This is a genomic window from Hydrogeniiclostridium mannosilyticum (assembly GCF_003268275.1).
Classification (GTDB): Bacteria; Bacillota; Clostridia; order Oscillospirales; family Acutalibacteraceae; genus Hydrogeniiclostridium; species Hydrogeniiclostridium mannosilyticum.
The window spans coordinates 454,214-469,469 of the sequence record NZ_QLYR01000001.1; the positions used below are offsets into that span (position 1 = coordinate 454,214).

The window sequence follows — 15,256 nt, forward strand, 5'->3', positions numbered from 1 at the left end:
TTCCATCCAAAAATTCAAGGCAAAGGCTGATGACGGTTGCATTTTTTTAGAAAAACCGCCGGTATGCGCTCAATGGTTCCGCAGCCCTTTTGGATAGCGGTTCTTCAGCCGCCCACCGCTGGCCTTGCCAAAGCCAACGGTCATGTCCGCGATCGTTACGCCGCACCATCCCTTCATAGTGGGCGGCAGCTCTATTTCTTCCCCGCGCAGGAAGCGTCCGGCACACTCCCCAGGCTCAAGCGGTACAAGCTGGACCAATTCCTCCGGCTTGGCCGCCATAAAGGCGGCATGGCAGGGCTCTAAACGGCCCTTCTTTTCTTCACAGACCGGGAACCCGGCCCGCAGAACCCCCAGGCCATCCAGGCCTGGAACTCCCTCCGGCAGCAGATAAAACTGTTCGCCGGCTTTCAGCATCGGCTGCAGGCCGGCAAACCGGTAAACCTCCCGGCAAAATTCCCGGACAGCCTGCGAGGGCTGCCCCCAGGCTGCCTGTCCTTGCGGCGGGCTCGTTTCCGCAGTATTCACGCGGCGTAGCGCGGCCACAAAATGCCCCTCGCCACCATCCATCGGATAAATACGCCTCGCCTTTCCACCCAAGGCCGGACGCCCCCAATGGACTCCGCAGTCCTCCAGCTCAAAATCCGGATGAGCGCCTAAAAAAGCCTCGACGACGCCCTCGTTTTCTTCCGGTGAAAAAGTGCAAGTGGAATACACCAGCCGTCCACCGGGCCGCAGCGCTTGAACCGCATGGTTCAATATTTCCTGCTGGCGGCGGGCACAGGCCTGTACATGCTCCGGACTCCACTCCGCGGCAGCCTCCCCCTCACGCCGGAACATTCCTTCACCGGAACAGGGGGCATCTACTAGAATCTTATCAAAAAACGCATATAACCTGCCGCACAGGCGCTCCACCTCGCAGGAGGACACCACCGCGTTGCGCACACCCATGCGTTCGATATTGGATAGCAGGATCGCCGCCCGCTTGCGAATAACTTCATTACTCCACAGCAGGCCGGTTCCCGCCAGGCAGGCCGCAATCTGAGCCGACTTGCCCCCCGGGGCCGCGCACAAATCCAACACCCGTTCACCGGGCCTGGGGTCCAGTACCGTCACTGCGGAGGCAGCGGAGGGCTCCTGCACATAAAAGGCGCCCGCATGGTGCAGATAAGAGTGCCCCAGCCGATCCATTGTTTCAGGCACATAATAGGTAAAAGGAGAAAATGGGGCCCGCTGAAGCGGCCTGTCCAAAAGAGCCTCAAACCGTTCCCGCCCGCACTTCAGCGGATTCCAACGAAGCCCCCGAAACGGCGGCTGCTCATAACTCCGCTCAAAGGCAGGGTATTCGCTGCCCAAAAGCCTCTTCATACGGGTTAAAAATTCAACTGGTAATTTTTTCATATTCTCAGCTGCCTTTAATTTCATTGATTTTTTTGCCTATGCTCTTACCGTATCCGTAAGACAGGCTGCCGCAAGGTACATATTGGGCTAAACCGCCAAAAAATTCTGAATAAATTCAAATCCATTAACCCATACTAGCAACGAAGGGGGTGAGAAATTTGGATAACAGAACAAACAATCAGGCGAATAACTGCAACGGCACCAACAAGGCAAATAACGCCAACAACAGCACAAATAAGGCCAATAATTCCAACGCTTCCAACAAGAAGAGCAATTCTTACAGCAACAGCAATTCCTCCAACGCTTCTAATGGAGCTAACAACGCTGAGAACTGCCACAGAAACTCCCAGAACTAAAAAAGCCTAAACAGAAGGCAGGCGCTTTTGTTTTATAAAACAAAGGCTCCTGCCTTCTTTCTTTTTGAGAAAAACAGAGTGCATAAAAGGCGGGGAAGTGCTATCGTTTTGCCCGGGTAGATTTTTTCTTTCTTCCCTTTGCGGCAGCGTTAATGCGGCGAAACCCCTCGCCGCGAATTTCACCGGCCTCTCCGACAATTACAAACGCAGCCGGGTCATGGGCATGAATAATTTCCTTTACCCCTGCAACCTCATACCGCCGAACCGCACAGAGGAGCACCTCGCCGTTACGCCCGCTATAGCCGCCTTTCGCTTGCAGCCGTGTAACGCCGCGCTCAATATTCCCTAGGATGTCCCGCGCGATCTCCTCATTCTTTTCAGAGATAATCAGAATAAATTTTCCGGTTCCGGCATCCGTGCCATACAGAATCGCGTCAATAACCCGCGAGGAAATAAAAATAGTAATCCCGGCATAAAGCGCGCTTTCCAAACTACGATAGACAAAGGCGGAAATTAAAATAACCACACAGTCAACGGCAAAAATCAGTTTGCCCATAGAAATATGAGGAACCCTAGCGCCTAAAAGGCGCGCGACCATGTCCGACCCACCGGTCGTGCCTCCCCTCAAAAACACCATGGACAGGCCGGCCCCCTCCAGCAGGCCGCCGCAAATTGCCGCCAGCAGCGGGTTGCCCATATAGGGACTAAAGGTCCCTGGAACAAGCAAACTGAATAGATCAATAGCGGCGGACATCAAAAAAGTCGCCGCTATCGTCTTCGCCACCGTTTTAAAGCCCAGCGCAATGACCGCCCATACAAAAATAGGGATGTTCAGCAGAAAAGAAAGCGTGCCAATCGGCACACCGATCAAATAGTTTATAACGGTGGAAAGGCCCGTAACACCACCGGGCGCAATTTGATTTGGCGCTGTAAATATCCTTACCGAAGCCGCATATAGCGCGCCGCCAATAATAAAAAACAAAAAATCCTTTAAAAAAGCAACAGGCTTTTTTTCCGATGCCGTTCCCCGCATATAACACTCCTTCCGCGTATGCTATGCCAGCATATCAAACAGCTGCCGCAGGCGAACGAGCTCCCCTTTCAAGTAGAGATACCCGAAAACAGCCTCCACAGCCGTCGCTGCATGATAATCAGCAACCTCTGCATTTTTAGGGACATGGTTCACGTGTGCATTTCTGCCGCGCATGTAGACCTCTTTTTCCTCCTCGGTCATCACCGGAAGCAGCAGGCGAGCGGCCTCTGCCTGGGCTTTACAGCAAACCATGGAAACCGCCCGGTTGTGAAGCTTTTTAACCGGGCAATTTGCCTTGCACACCAGCGACTCCCGCACAAATACCTCAAAAACGCCGTCGCCAATGAAGGCCAGCGTCAACGGACTCATTTGCCGGGGGTCGCATTCAGCCCCTAAAAATCTTTCCATAGTTTTCCCCCATTCTTGAACTTTAACACAACTGGTAAAGTTTTCTTTCCGGCTCGCTTTATTAAGATACAAAAGCCAGGCTCCGCTTTAATTAAAACATCGTGGTAAACAAAGGAATCAGGCCGATCTTACTCCACAAAATCAAATTCCAGGTCATAGAGGCTGACCGTGTCGCCCTCCTGTACTCCCGCGGCGCGCAGCGCATCGATAACACCTGTGGAAATCAGCACCCGCTGAAAATACTGCAGGGACTCATAGTCGTCAAAATTGACGGAATGCAGTATATGCAGCAGCCACTCGCCCTCGACAAAATAAACCCCGTCGCGTTCCGTAATCTGCACCTCTTTTTTGCCGATTTTCTCCGCCTCGACCTGTGGAACAGGCTCCGGATCATAAGCGCGGATCGGCGGCAGCGTAGACAAAAGCTCAGAAATCCGGTTGAGCAACGGATCGACATCGTAGCGGATCGCTGCCATAATGGGGAAAAACGTATAGCCCTGCTGCTCCACAAAAGCGCGGAAATCCTCTATCTGCTCCTCGGTTGCAAGGTCGCACTTATTGCCCGCCACCAGCATTGGGCGGCTGGCAAGTTCCGCGTTAAACTTACCTAGTTCCTCCATGATAATGCGGAAATCATCCTTCGGGTCGCGCCCCTCACTGCCGGATACATCTACAATGTGGACCAGCAGCCGGCAGCGTTCTACATGGCGCAGGAACTGGTGCCCCAGGCCAACGCCATCTCCCGCGCCTTCGATGAGGCCCGGAATGTCGGCCATGACAAAAGAGCGTTCCGGCCCCAACCGGACTACCCCCAGCACAGGCGTCAGGGTGGTGAAATGGTAATTGGCAATATTGGGCTTAGCCTCGCTGACCACGGAAACCAAGGTGGATTTTCCCACATTAGGGTAGCCTACCAAGCCCACGTCCGCCAGCAGCTTGAGCTCCAAGGTCAATTCCAGCGCCTCGCCCGGAATACCGGGTTTGGCAAAGCGCGGCGTCTGGCGGGTCGGTGTGGCAAAATGCGCATTGCCCCAGCCCCCCTTGCCCCCTCGGGCGATAATTTGAGGTTCGTCACCGGAAATATCTGCAACGATGCGCCCGCTCGCCGCCTCTTTAAGCAGCGTCCCTCTCGGTACCCGGATAACCAGATCCTCCGCGTTTCTGCCAAAACAGCGTTTCCCCTTGCCGTCCTCTCCGTTAGCAGCTTCATACTTACGCCGGTAACGAAAATCCGCCAAGGTGGAAAGGTTGTCGTCCACCTGGAAAACAATGTTGCCGCCACGGCCGCCGTCGCCGCCGTCAGGTCCGCCAGAGGCCACATATTTTTCCCGCCGGAAGGAAACCGCGCCGTTTCCGCCGTTTCCGGCCTTGATGGTAATTTTAGCCTGATCTATAAAGATCATCGCTACACATCCTCCCTTCATCAAAAAAACCCGGGCATGCTGCCCGGGTTTCAGACGACCTGTCTCTTACTGCTCTACAGTATAAACACTGACCTTTTTGCGGTCACGGCCCATACGCTCAAAGCAAACTTTTCCGTCTACCAGCGCGAACAGGGAATCGTCAGAACCCCTGCCGACGTTCTCACCGGGATGAATGTGGGTACCGCGCTGTTTTACCAGGATGTTACCTGCCAAAACAAACTGGCCGTCTGCACGCTTAACACCGAGGCGCTTAGACTCGGAATCACGACCGTTTTTCGTAGAACCCATTCCCTTTTTATGAGCAAACAGCTGGATATTAATCTTCAGCATGGTTTACACCTCCACATAACTTACTTTAATGTTTTTGGGGTACTGTTCTTCCAGCCCCAGCAAATGAAGTTTTAAGCCTTCCAGGACATCCTGGCAACGCGGGGCCGCACGTTCATCCACCCTGACCTGCATATAACCGTCGCAAGCAGAAATTTCCGCCTGCGCATGAATAACGCCGGAAACCGTATTGGCTGCCATGTAGGCCGCGGAAGAAACGGCCGCGCAAATGATATCTTCACCCTGCGCCGCGCTTCCCGAGTGCCCGCTCAATCGGAACCCCAGCAATAAGCCCCCGGGGTCCGTCATAAAATCAGCGGCTATCATTAAGCGTTAATGGCCTCAATCTGAACCTTCGTATACGGCTGGCGATGCCCCATTTTGCGCTTCGCGTTCTTCTTCGGCTTGTAGGTGAAAACCGTAATTTTCTTCGCCTTACCGTTTTTCATAACCTTACCGGTAACCGTAGCGCCCTCCACATAAGGAGTGCCAACCTTCAGGCCATCCTCGCCGCCGAGCGCGACAACCTGGAATGTAACCTGCTCATCCTCAGCAGCTGCAAGCTTTTCAACAAAAATGACGTCGCCGTACTGTACCTTGTACTGCTTGCCGCCGGTTTCAATTACTGCATACATGAATCCTGTTTTCCTACCTTTTCTATGAACTCGCTACTACCAGGCGGGTTACCCACTTAAAAGAGCCCGTAATAAGCGGCTTAACTAGTTTACCATATTTCCTTATTCCTGTCAATATTTGAGTGCAAAAAACTCCCCGGTACGAGCCGGGGAGTTTCAAACAAAAATTTATGCGGTCTCAGGGGCCTCCGCTGCCGTATTCATCATACTAATGCAATGGCGCGGACACGCCTCCGCGCACTTCCCGCAGGCAGTGCATTTCTCCGGGTCCACCACCGCATGAAAATCCACCACATGGATGGCATCGCTTTCACAGATACGTTCGCATTTCTTACAGCCAATACAGCCAATCTTGCAGACCTTCATCGTCTCCGCGCCCTTATCGCAGCTGCTGCAGCGCACCACCGCCTGAGGCTTATAGGGCACAAAGGAAATCAGCTGTTTCGGGCACGCCTTAATGCACATGGAGCAGCCCTTACAACGCTCGGGGTCAATCCTGGCAACACCGTTGCAAACCTCAATAGCCCCATATTGGCAGGCGCTGGCGCAGTCGCCCATGCCCATACAGCCAAACCGGCAGCTCGTTACACCGCCAGCCAGCAGAGCGGCGGCCGCACAGCTGCGGATGCCCTGGTATTCCATCTTGTCGCTGGTATAGTCATAGCTGCCCATACAGTGGACAACAGCAACCTGACGCTCAACCGCAGCCCCTTCAACTCCCAGAATTTTGGAAACTTCCGCGGCTACATCCGCCCCACCCGGGGCGCACAATCCGGGTTTTGCCTCTCCCTTTGCCAGGGCAGCCGCATAGCCGGAGCAGCCGGAAAAGCCGCAGGCTCCACAGTTTGCCCCCGGCAGCACAGCCAAAATCTCTTCCGCCTTTTCATCCTTCGGCACCGCCATTACAATAGAAGCAACCGCCAGCCCAAGCCCGGCAACCAAGCCAATGCCCGCAACCAACAATACAGGAATCAAAATTTCATTCATTTTTCTTCCTCCTTAACCCAGCATCCCGTCAACCAGGCCCTGGAATCCGAGGAAGGACACAGCAACCAGGGAGGCCGCAATCAGTGTAATCGGCAGCCCGCGCAGGCATTTGGGCACATCAGCCGTTTCAAGGCGTTCCCGTACGCCGGCAAAAATTACCATGGCCACCAGGAACCCTATGCCCGAACCGAAAGCGTTGACCAACGCCTGTATAAAGCCAAAGGAATCCGGCGCTGCCGTGTGCTTGTCAATGACCAGCATGGTAACGCCGAGCACCGCGCAGTTTGTGGTAATCAGCGGCAGATAGATGCCAAGTGCATTGTACAGCGGCGGCATATAACGTTTCAAAATAATTTCAATCAGCTGGACAAGCGCCGCAATAATCAAAATAAATACGATCGTCTGTAGATATTCTATGCCATTGGGCACCAGGATGCCGTAATAGAGTGGCCAGGTCGCCGCGGTTGCAATCACCATGACCAGCGTTACCGCCGCGCTCATGCTGGCAGCTGTATTCAGCTTTTTAGAAACCCCCAGAAAAGGGCATATGCCCAAAAATTTATTCAAAATATAGTTTTCTGTCAAAATTGCGGCCAGAAAAATGGAAACCAAGCCTTTAATTGTATCGCCATTCATTTTTTACCGGCCTCCTTTTCCTGCAGCTTTGAGCAATTTGCCGCCAGCGGGCAGCCCGCACAACCCATTTCCTCCGGCCTTTTTCCCTCACCTGAGAGCTTATTGGCCAGGGCAATCAGCAGGCCAAAGACGAAAAACCCTCCCGGCGGCAGAATGAAGATGAGAATAGGGTCCATGAAGCCGGCTGTAACCGGCAGGCCGAAAATAGTGCCGGAGCCCAGGAGCTCCCGGATGATGCCCATGGCCAGCAGTGTCGCGGTAAAGCCAACGCCCATTCCAAGGCCATCCACAATAGAGGGAAGCACCCTGTGCTTATTGGCAAACATCTCCGCACGCCCTAAAATAATGCAGTTGACTACAATCAGCGGCAGGTAGATGCCGAGCGCGCTGTCCAGCTCCGGCGAAAACGCCTTGATAAACATCTGCACAATGGTCACAAACGCCGCGATAATCGTGATATAGGAAGGGATGCGCACCTTATCCGGAATTACATTCCGCAAGAGGGAAATCACGGCATTAGAACACACCAGAACGAAAGTCGTCGCCAGGCCCATGCCGATGGCGTTGCTCGCCGCGGTACTGACCGCCAGGGTCGCACAGGTTCCGAGCACCAGGCGCAAAACAGGATTTTCCTTAATAATGCCCTTGGTAAACTCCTGCAGCAGTGTTTTTTCCTGTTTTGCCATCTCAATCACCCGCCTTTAAATTATTAAATTGACTGACAGCTTCATTAACCGCAGTTGTCACGGCCTTGCTGGTAATGGTGGCGCCCGTAAGGGCGTTGATTTCCCCCTCGCCGGCCCCGCCGTCTGTTACCACCTCGAAGCCGGCAGCCGGGACGTCCTGCAAATACTGGCCGCGAAAACTTTCATTTTTCGCGTTCATGCCAAGGCCCGGCGTATCATCGATGGAAAGGATGGAAACCCCCGTCACCTTCCCCGCCTCACTGATGCCGGTCATCACCTTCAGCGCACCGCCGTAGCTGTCGGCCTCTGTTGTAAATATATACCCAATGGTTTCCCCGTCCTTGAGGGCAAGAAAATACCCATCCTTTGCCTCGAAGCTGTCGGCTGAGGCAAAAACCACCTTTCTGGCAGTTTCCTCTGTTTTGAGCTCCTGCTCTTTAATCATGTCCTTTGTCAGCAAATTGGTTCCCGCCAGCAGCAGCGTCATAACTAGGCAAAAAACAAACAGAGATAAGGCCGGCTTTAAGACCTCTTTCGCTGTAATCTTCACCTTCATTGCTTCACACGCTCCTTTCCGAACGGACGCGGGCGCGTGACGCGCTCAATCAACGGCACCAGGATATTCATGAGTACAATGGAGAATGAGACGCCCTCCGGCAGCGCGCCGAACATGCGAATCAACATAGTAATGACGCCGCAGCCTACCGCAAAAACGATGCGGCCCTTGAAATTGATGGGGCTGGTAACATAGTCCGTCGCCATGAAAATGGCGCCCAGCAGCAGGCCGCCGGAAAGCAGATCCAGCAAAACATCGCGCCCCGCCACCAACGAAATCAGTGCCGCCGTTCCCAGGTAACACACCGGAATCACTGGACTGATGACCTTTCTGGCAATCAGATAAACCCCGCCGACAAGCAGCGCCACCGCGCAGGTCTCGCCCAGGCAGCCGCCCCGTACGCCGGCAAGCATATTCAGGTAGCTCGGGAGCTGGTCCGTCTGCCCCTGCGCCAACAAGCTCAGCGGTGTGGCGGTCGTCATAGCATCGGAGCTGCCCAGGTAGTAAAAGGGAGAGGCCCAGGTGCTCATCTTTGAAGGGAACGAACTCATCAGAATAATTCTTGCCGTCAATGCGGGATTGACAAAATTCTGCCCAATGCCGCCGAACATCTGCTTGACCACCACAATGGCGGCGACACCGCCGAATACCGCAATGAGCGGGTGAATCGTCGGCGGCAGGTTAAACGCCAGCAAAATGCCAGTGACCACCGCGCTCAGGTCAGAGATGGTATTTTCCCGTTTCATGACCTTGCGGCAGATAAATTCGCTGAGCACACAGGTCGCCACACAGAGTACAATCAGCAGCAGCGCGCTCCAGCCGAAAATCACGCAGGAGGCTATTGCCGCAGGTGTCAGCGCAATGATAACGTCCAGCATGATCTTCTGTGTCGAAGCGCCGCTCCTCATATGCGGCGAGGAGGATACAATCAAATTTGTCTCCATTACTTTTTCCCTCCGTTCTGGCTGTTCTTAACGAGCGCCTTGCCCATACGGATGGCTTGTACAAGCGGGCGATGCGCCGGACAGTTAAACACGCATGTACCGCACTCCATACAGCACATAATGCCGAGATCCGTCAACTCCTTCGGGCGCTTCAGCTCCGCATATTTTTCAAGCAGCGTCGGCTCCAGGTTCATCGGGCACCCCTTTACACAGCGGCCGCAGCGGATACACGCCGTCGGCTCCGGCAGGCGGGAATCCTCCTCGGCAAAGGCCAAAATACCGTTGTTCTGCTTTAAAACAGGCAGCTGGTCGCTGGCCAAAGCAATGCCCATCATCGGGCCGCCCATTAAAATCTTCTTGGGCGGCTTTTTATAGCCCCCGCAAAAGGCAATGACATCTGCGATTTTGGTGCCGATTGGCACAATGACATTCTGCGGGTACTCCACTGCCGATCCATCTATTGTCACACGTTTTTTCACCAGCGGAACACCTGTTTTCAGGTAGTTTGCCAGGAAGGCCACCGACGTCACGTTCATAACCAGACAGCCTACGTCGGCAGGCAGCTTGCCCAGCGGAATCACGCGGTTGGTGCATGCTTTTACCAGTACCTTTTCCGCGCCCTGGGGGTAACTCGCTTTCAGCGGCAATACGCGAACCCGGTTCTCCGGGTCGCGCTCCTCACTTTCGGCGATTTTACGCAGGGTTTCAATGACCTCCGGTTTATTATTCTCCACCGCAATGATCACGCGGTCCAGCTTCAATAAATCCTTTATGGCATAAACGCCGGACAGCACCGCCCAGGAATTTTCTATGGCCTCACGGTTATCGGCTGTTATGTAAGGCTCACACTCCGCAACATTGACAATCAGGGTGTCCAAACGCTTGTCCTTCGGCACCTTCAGCTTCACATAGGCAGGAAAACCCGCGCCGCCAAGCCCGACAAGGCCGGATTCATGGACAGCGTTGACCAGTTCCTCCGGGGCATCCACCTTGGGCGGCTGAATCGCAGGATCCAGCTTCATTTCGCCGTCCGAGTCAATGACAATCGCATCGGTGAATTGGCCACCCGGAAGCATCACCTTGGTAATCGCGCTGACTTTGCCCGAGATGCTTGCGTGAATCGGCGCACTGATAAAGGCATCGCTGTCGGCAATTTTCTGCCCGAGAAAGACAGGGTCCCCTACCTTGACGAGCGGCTTGCAGGGCGCGCCTACGTGCTGCTGCATGGGAAGCACCACCTGGTCCGGGCAGGGCAAAACCGCAGACTCCATCTGAGCTGTGTTTTTGCAGTGGGGAACCTCCGCCCCGCCATGTGTCGGAAACGGTTTGCTCGGAAACATCACATCCACTTTTCTTACCTCCTGTTTTTCCCGGCGTTAGGCCCGGGAAAATATCTATGTAATAAAGGCATTGTGACACAGAACACCAGGCCGGTCAGAACACCCGATAAAACACCGAATGAAAGCAGCCAGGGAATATAATATACCACCGCGGGGGTCGTTAAGAAAAACGCCACCCAGAATTGACCGAAATTATGCGCTACAGCGCCAACCACACCGAACCCAACCGCGCCAGCCAGCTGCCGCCGCGGCCTGCACACAAGCCACATGGCCAATGTGCTGGCGAGCCCGCCCGCCAGACTCATAACCGAGGCAAGAACCCCTCTGGTAAGCCCCGCAAACAGACTCTTTAGAAGCGTAATAAAAAGCGCGGGCGCCAACCCTAATGCATTGACCGCAAACATTGTTACCAGGTTGGACAGCCCCAGCTTTGCACCGGGCGGTAAGACCGGAACGGGCGGAATCATATTTTCGGCCGCCGACAGCACCAGTGCCAGTGCGCCAAGCAGGCCGTACAAGGCGGTTCTGGACGCAGCCGGCGAAAAAGGCTTTTCCCGCATTGCCATCCTCCATTCTACCCCGTCATCCCATCATACGGTTCTTCACCGACAATCCGCACGCTGACCCGGGCCGGCAGGCACACCGCAACCTGCCCGGGTGTGCGCAATGTTCCCGTGCGCACACAGGTTTGATCCGGGCAGCCGGAATGGTAAAAGGCAATTTCTCCTGGAGCTAGACGAAGCTGTACCCGATAAGCCCCGCCCAGTTCAACGATTCTTTCCTCTGTCTGCCGGGACAGCTCATACCGGGCCACTTCGTCCCCGTCTATCTCCACCACTGCAGTTGCCCCGGACCGCACAGGCAGTGCCGTAAACCAAAGAAACAGCCCCAGCGCTAACAGAAGTAAAGCAGTTATAAGAAAAACATCGCCCTTGCACACCGCCTTTTTTGAAACAGCCATGGCTTAACTCTCTAAGCGGTAGGTGGCAGTTTCAGTCAGACGGAACGCATCCTTCAGGTTTTCCGTCACAACAACCCGGCCGTCCTCATAAATAAAGATGCCGCCGGCCCCGTATTCTTCCAGAAGCGCCCGGCCCTTTTCCTCACCCATAATAAAGCAGGCTGTCGAAAGCGCATCGCTGACCGCGCCTCTTGTATGTGTCACCGTCACGGAAACGAGGCCGTTATTTTCCGGCATACCGGTTTTCGGATTCAGAAGATGATGGTAGACGGATCCATTCTCTTCAAAGGTTTTCTCGTAGGAGCCGGAAGTAGAAACAAAGCCCGAGGCGATCTCCAAGGTGCCCAGTGAAGTGCCCTCGTCGCCCGCCTTGGGGTCGCGCACCGCGATGCTCCATAAAGAGCCGTCCTTTTTCTCTCCATAGACGCCCACACTGCCGCCGACAGCTACCACAGCTGCATCGACACCGGAGGCCTCATAAGCGGCAACAGCTTCATCCGCAGCGGCGCCTTTGCCGAGTGCGCCCAGGTCAATCCCCATATAATGGTATTTTAAGGAGGCGGATGACTCCATCACATCGACCCGTAAATCCTCGTAATTGACATAGGGTAAAAAACGGTTCAAATCTTCCTGGGACGGCACGTGCTGGTTATCTCCGCCAAAATCCCACAGCATGGTCACCGGCAGGATCGTCGGGTCAAAAGCACCGTCTGATTTTTCAGCGACCTCCAGCGCCAGTGCCAGCAAATCCGTTGTGACCGGGTCTATTGTGGTCCACTGGCTGCCTGCCTGATCGTTCAGCTTGGCAATGTCAGAATCCTCCACGCGCCAGGAAATCAAATTTTCCAAATCTCCAATCGCGGCCGCGGCATTGGCTGCCCCTTGTTCCGCATTTCTGCCGTAAACCGTTTGCTGGATATATGTCCCCATCGCGTAATTGGTCGCTTCAAAGCGCGCTGCGCGGTAGCCGTAACGGGCCCAAAGCACCACCAAGGCCACGACTGTCAACGCCAGAATAACACTGAGTACAATGACCAGCCTGGGACGTTTATGTGTAACATTTGTATAGATTGTTTGACGTTGCATCTCATCCCTCCGAAATATATATTATAGCACAATTCTCAAAAAAGCAAAATTTTTCTTTCCACCGCCCAAAATTACAAGCCGTCTCCCGCGCGTGCTTAACCGCACTTGCGGCAGTGTACGGGCGCGTGGTATAATGGCAACAAACCTTCAGTTTGTTGCGCGGAAGCTCCCTTTCGGGGCGCAGCCCCTCCCGCGCCTTCTGCGCGGCGGGCACTTCCTTTTCCCTCTCTTTTACCCTTTTGATTCTACCTGTAAGCCTACCGTTATATTTCAACAAAACTGTTCATAAAGGAGCACTGTCAATCATGAGAATGAGAAATAAACCGTGGGCCGGTCCCGAGCTGGATGCCTGCCCCTTTTTTATACGCAACCCCCAACAGCAGCGCGGCGCATGGCACGACTGGTTCGGCAACGGCAACCCGCTTCATCTGGAGCTCGGTTGCGGCAAAGGCTTTTTCATTGCCGGAGCAGCTCCTCAAAACCCTGGTATCAACTATTTGGGCATCGACCTGAAAGATGTTGTACTGGCACCGGCAAAAAGAAAAATAGAATCCGCATTTGACGGTGCGCCCGTTGACAATGTGGCCTTAACCGCCTTTGACATCGAACGGCTGGCGCTCATTATGAACGAGCGGGATACCGTCGAACGCATATATATTAATTTCTGCAATCCGTGGCCCCGCCCGCGCCATAAAAAGCGCCGGCTCACCTACCCCACCCGTCTAGCAGAATATAAAAAACTGCTTTCACCCGGCGGCGAGCTATGGTTTAAAACAGACGACGACGGGCTTTTTCATGACACCATTCAATATGTAAAGGATAGCGGGTTTATGATTTCCGCGCTCACCTATGACCTGCCCCTTGAACCCTTGGACGGTGTGGAAAATTTTCAGACGGAGCATGAGCTTATGTTCCGGGAGAAGGGTATTCCCATCAAAGCGCTGCGCGCATGCCCCATAGGCTAGACAAGCCCGCCGGCCCTCCAAAACGCCAAAGGCCGGATGCCTGTATCGGCATCCGGCCTTTAATCATAAAAACTCAGTGAATTTCTATGGGTTTCTGTTGAGGCTGTCGTTCTGCTTTTTTCGGCATATTCAATTCCAGCACTCCATTTTTATAGCTCGCCCTAATGTTCTCTGCGTCTATATTGGCGATGTCAAAGCTGCGGCTTACCGAGCCATAACGGCGCTCCCGGCGAACAAAACGATCCTTTTCCTCTTTTTCCTCCTTGTGTTCCGCGGAAAGCGTCAGGCGGCCGCCCTCCACGTCAAGGTGAATCTCTTCCTTTTCAAATCCCGGCAAATCAACGCGCAGGATATAACGGTCGCCCTGGTCCACAATATCCGTCTGGCAGGATGGCCACATGTTTTGCAGGCCGCCAAAAAACGAACGGTCAAAATCGTCAAAATACCGGAAAAGGCTGTTGTCTTTACGTTCAAACGGCATTAAATCAAACATTACAAAGCTCCTTCCTGAAAATCACTTGATGCATTCAATTATTAGGCATGACGGGCTGTAGGCGATCCATATGCGCCCGCTGTGAAGCGCCGCCCTCATTGATTGTACGCAAGGGGTTTTAAAACCCTTTGTACAGTTATTAGTATATCGCCGTCCTATGAATAAATAAGCACAAATTTGTGACATAATCTTTAATTTTAGCACTCTTTTTATCCAAGTGCTAAATTTGCTTAATAAACTCAACCATCATCGAAAGTGAGGAAAATATTATGTCAGCTTTTAATGCCCCGACCGCCCATAACGGCGCCTGTCCTGGGGAGATCGCCGAAACCGTACTGATGCCCGGGGACCCCGCCCGTGCCAAATGGATTGCAGAAAATTACCTGCGGGAGGCCTTTTGCTTTAACCGCGTACGCAATATGCTTGGTTATACCGGTTATTGCGGCGGGCAGCGGATCTCTGTAATGGGCAGCGGTATGGGGATGCCCTCTATGGGTATTTATTCCTATGAGCTGTTTCATTTTTACGGCGTGCAAAACATCATTCGAATCGGCAGTGCGGGTGGAATCAGCGACTCCGTGGCCTTGCGGGACGTAATTGCCGTCCTGGGCGCGAGTACAGATTCCAACTACGCCAGCCAGTACAATCTGCCGGGCTCTTTCTGCCCTACTGCCAGCTTCCCCCTTCTGGAAAGGGCTGTAACCACGGCGCGGACCTTAAAAATTCCTGTACAGATCGGCAATGTACTCTCCTCTGATTTCTTCTACGGCGATGATGAACACGCACTTTTGCAATGGAAAAAGATGGGTGTTCTTGCCGTAGAGATGGAAACTGCCGCTTTATACATGAATGCAAGCCGCTGTGGCAAAAGCGCGCTTTCCCTTCTAACCGTCTCCGACTGCCCGCTTAGGGGAGAAGCGCTCTCCGCACAGGAACGGGAAACCGGCTTCCGGGCCATGGTAGAGCTCGCGCTTCTTGCCGCCGGCTGTACGCTGTCCAGCGAGGCCTAAATTCCTGGCTG

At 53.8% G+C, this 15,256-nt stretch carries 20 protein-coding genes; 3 read left to right on the forward strand and 17 right to left on the reverse strand.

Annotation, left to right across the window (positions count from 1 at the left end; all coding sequences use genetic code 11):
* Positions 1 to 69 precede the first annotated feature (69 nt).
* Positions 70 to 1,398 (reverse strand): RsmB/NOP family class I SAM-dependent RNA methyltransferase, encoded by a 1,329-nt coding sequence (locus DPQ25_RS02150; RefSeq protein WP_112332006.1) that lies wholly within the window; start codon positions 1,396 to 1,398, stop codon positions 70 to 72.
* 158 nt (positions 1,399 to 1,556) lie between these two features.
* On the opposite strand from DPQ25_RS02150, the gene DPQ25_RS02155 reads away from it, so the two are divergent.
* Positions 1,557 to 1,754 carry a hypothetical protein gene (locus tag DPQ25_RS02155; RefSeq protein ID WP_112331527.1) on the forward strand — a complete coding sequence of 66 codons (198 nt, stop codon included), beginning with the start codon at positions 1,557 to 1,559 and terminating at the stop codon, positions 1,752 to 1,754.
* 100 nt (positions 1,755 to 1,854) lie between these two features.
* On the opposite strand, the gene DPQ25_RS02160 is transcribed toward DPQ25_RS02155, so the two are convergent.
* The 15 genes from DPQ25_RS02160 to DPQ25_RS02230 form a co-directional block, all read right to left on the reverse strand.
* On the reverse strand, positions 1,855 to 2,787 hold the full coding sequence (locus DPQ25_RS02160; RefSeq protein ID WP_112331528.1) for a YitT family protein: 933 nt from the start codon (positions 2,785 to 2,787) through the stop codon (positions 1,855 to 1,857).
* A 21-nt stretch (positions 2,788 to 2,808) separates the two neighbouring features.
* Complete coding sequence (locus DPQ25_RS02165; protein ID WP_112331529.1) at positions 2,809 to 3,195, reverse strand: Mini-ribonuclease 3; 387 nt, start codon at positions 3,193 to 3,195, stop codon at positions 2,809 to 2,811.
* 128 nt (positions 3,196 to 3,323) lie between these two features.
* Positions 3,324 to 4,595: a GTPase ObgE gene (gene obgE, locus DPQ25_RS02170; RefSeq protein ID WP_112332007.1), complete on the reverse strand. Its 1,272-nt coding sequence runs from the start codon at positions 4,593 to 4,595 to the stop codon at positions 3,324 to 3,326.
* A 69-nt stretch (positions 4,596 to 4,664) separates the two neighbouring features.
* Entirely contained in the window at positions 4,665 to 4,949 is a 285-nt protein-coding gene (gene rpmA / locus DPQ25_RS02175; protein ID WP_112331530.1) for a 50S ribosomal protein L27, read from the reverse strand.
* A 3-nt stretch (positions 4,950 to 4,952) separates the two neighbouring features.
* Positions 4,953 to 5,273 (reverse strand): ribosomal-processing cysteine protease Prp, encoded by a 321-nt coding sequence (locus DPQ25_RS02180; RefSeq protein ID WP_112331531.1) that lies wholly within the window; start codon positions 5,271 to 5,273, stop codon positions 4,953 to 4,955.
* On the reverse strand, positions 5,273 to 5,581 hold the full coding sequence (gene rplU, locus DPQ25_RS02185; RefSeq protein WP_112331532.1) for a 50S ribosomal protein L21: 309 nt from the start codon (positions 5,579 to 5,581) through the stop codon (positions 5,273 to 5,275). Before rplU ends, DPQ25_RS02180 begins: the two co-directional genes overlap by 1 nt.
* Positions 5,582 to 5,749: 168 nt before the next feature.
* Complete coding sequence (locus DPQ25_RS02190) at positions 5,750 to 6,568, reverse strand: RnfABCDGE type electron transport complex subunit B (RefSeq protein WP_112331533.1); 819 nt, start codon at positions 6,566 to 6,568, stop codon at positions 5,750 to 5,752.
* A gap of 12 nt (positions 6,569 to 6,580) precedes the next feature.
* Positions 6,581 to 7,204 carry an electron transport complex protein RnfA gene (locus DPQ25_RS02195; RefSeq protein WP_112331534.1) on the reverse strand — a complete coding sequence of 208 codons (624 nt, stop codon included), beginning with the start codon at positions 7,202 to 7,204 and terminating at the stop codon, positions 6,581 to 6,583.
* Positions 7,201 to 7,890 (reverse strand): electron transport complex subunit RsxE, encoded by a 690-nt coding sequence (gene rsxE, locus DPQ25_RS02200; RefSeq protein ID WP_112331535.1) that lies wholly within the window; start codon positions 7,888 to 7,890, stop codon positions 7,201 to 7,203. Before rsxE ends, DPQ25_RS02195 begins: the two co-directional genes overlap by 4 nt.
* Position 7,891: 1 nt before the next feature.
* On the reverse strand, positions 7,892 to 8,446 hold the full coding sequence (locus tag DPQ25_RS02205) for an FMN-binding protein (RefSeq protein ID WP_112331536.1): 555 nt from the start codon (positions 8,444 to 8,446) through the stop codon (positions 7,892 to 7,894).
* Positions 8,443 to 9,390: an RnfABCDGE type electron transport complex subunit D gene (locus DPQ25_RS02210; RefSeq protein WP_112331537.1), complete on the reverse strand. Its 948-nt coding sequence runs from the start codon at positions 9,388 to 9,390 to the stop codon at positions 8,443 to 8,445. The genes DPQ25_RS02205 and DPQ25_RS02210 overlap by 4 nt, the downstream gene beginning before the upstream one ends.
* Positions 9,390 to 10,730, reverse strand: a complete 1,341-nt coding sequence (gene rsxC, locus DPQ25_RS02215) for an electron transport complex subunit RsxC (protein ID WP_112332008.1) — start codon at positions 10,728 to 10,730, stop codon at positions 9,390 to 9,392. Before rsxC ends, DPQ25_RS02210 begins: the two co-directional genes overlap by 1 nt.
* Before the next feature lie 14 nt (positions 10,731 to 10,744).
* Complete coding sequence (locus DPQ25_RS02220) at positions 10,745 to 11,290, reverse strand: Gx transporter family protein (protein WP_177576794.1); 546 nt, start codon at positions 11,288 to 11,290, stop codon at positions 10,745 to 10,747.
* 14 nt (positions 11,291 to 11,304) lie between these two features.
* Positions 11,305 to 11,691, reverse strand: coding sequence for a NusG domain II-containing protein (locus tag DPQ25_RS02225; RefSeq protein WP_112331539.1), 387 nt, complete (start codon positions 11,689 to 11,691; stop codon positions 11,305 to 11,307).
* A gap of 3 nt (positions 11,692 to 11,694) precedes the next feature.
* Positions 11,695 to 12,777, reverse strand: coding sequence for an FAD:protein FMN transferase (locus tag DPQ25_RS02230; protein WP_112331540.1), 1,083 nt, complete (start codon positions 12,775 to 12,777; stop codon positions 11,695 to 11,697).
* Between the two features lie 305 nt (positions 12,778 to 13,082).
* Between DPQ25_RS02230 and trmB the strand changes: the two genes are divergently transcribed.
* Positions 13,083 to 13,742: a tRNA (guanosine(46)-N7)-methyltransferase TrmB gene (gene trmB, locus DPQ25_RS02240; protein WP_112331542.1), complete on the forward strand. Its 660-nt coding sequence runs from the start codon at positions 13,083 to 13,085 to the stop codon at positions 13,740 to 13,742.
* A 73-nt stretch (positions 13,743 to 13,815) separates the two neighbouring features.
* On the opposite strand, the gene DPQ25_RS02245 is transcribed toward trmB, so the two are convergent.
* Positions 13,816 to 14,235 carry an Hsp20/alpha crystallin family protein gene (locus DPQ25_RS02245; protein WP_112331543.1) on the reverse strand — a complete coding sequence of 140 codons (420 nt, stop codon included), beginning with the start codon at positions 14,233 to 14,235 and terminating at the stop codon, positions 13,816 to 13,818.
* A gap of 269 nt (positions 14,236 to 14,504) precedes the next feature.
* Here DPQ25_RS02245 and deoD point away from each other — a divergent pair, with 269 nt between their 5' ends.
* Complete coding sequence (deoD, locus tag DPQ25_RS02250; protein ID WP_112331544.1) at positions 14,505 to 15,245, forward strand: purine-nucleoside phosphorylase; 741 nt, start codon at positions 14,505 to 14,507, stop codon at positions 15,243 to 15,245.
* Positions 15,246 to 15,256 lie beyond the last annotated feature (11 nt).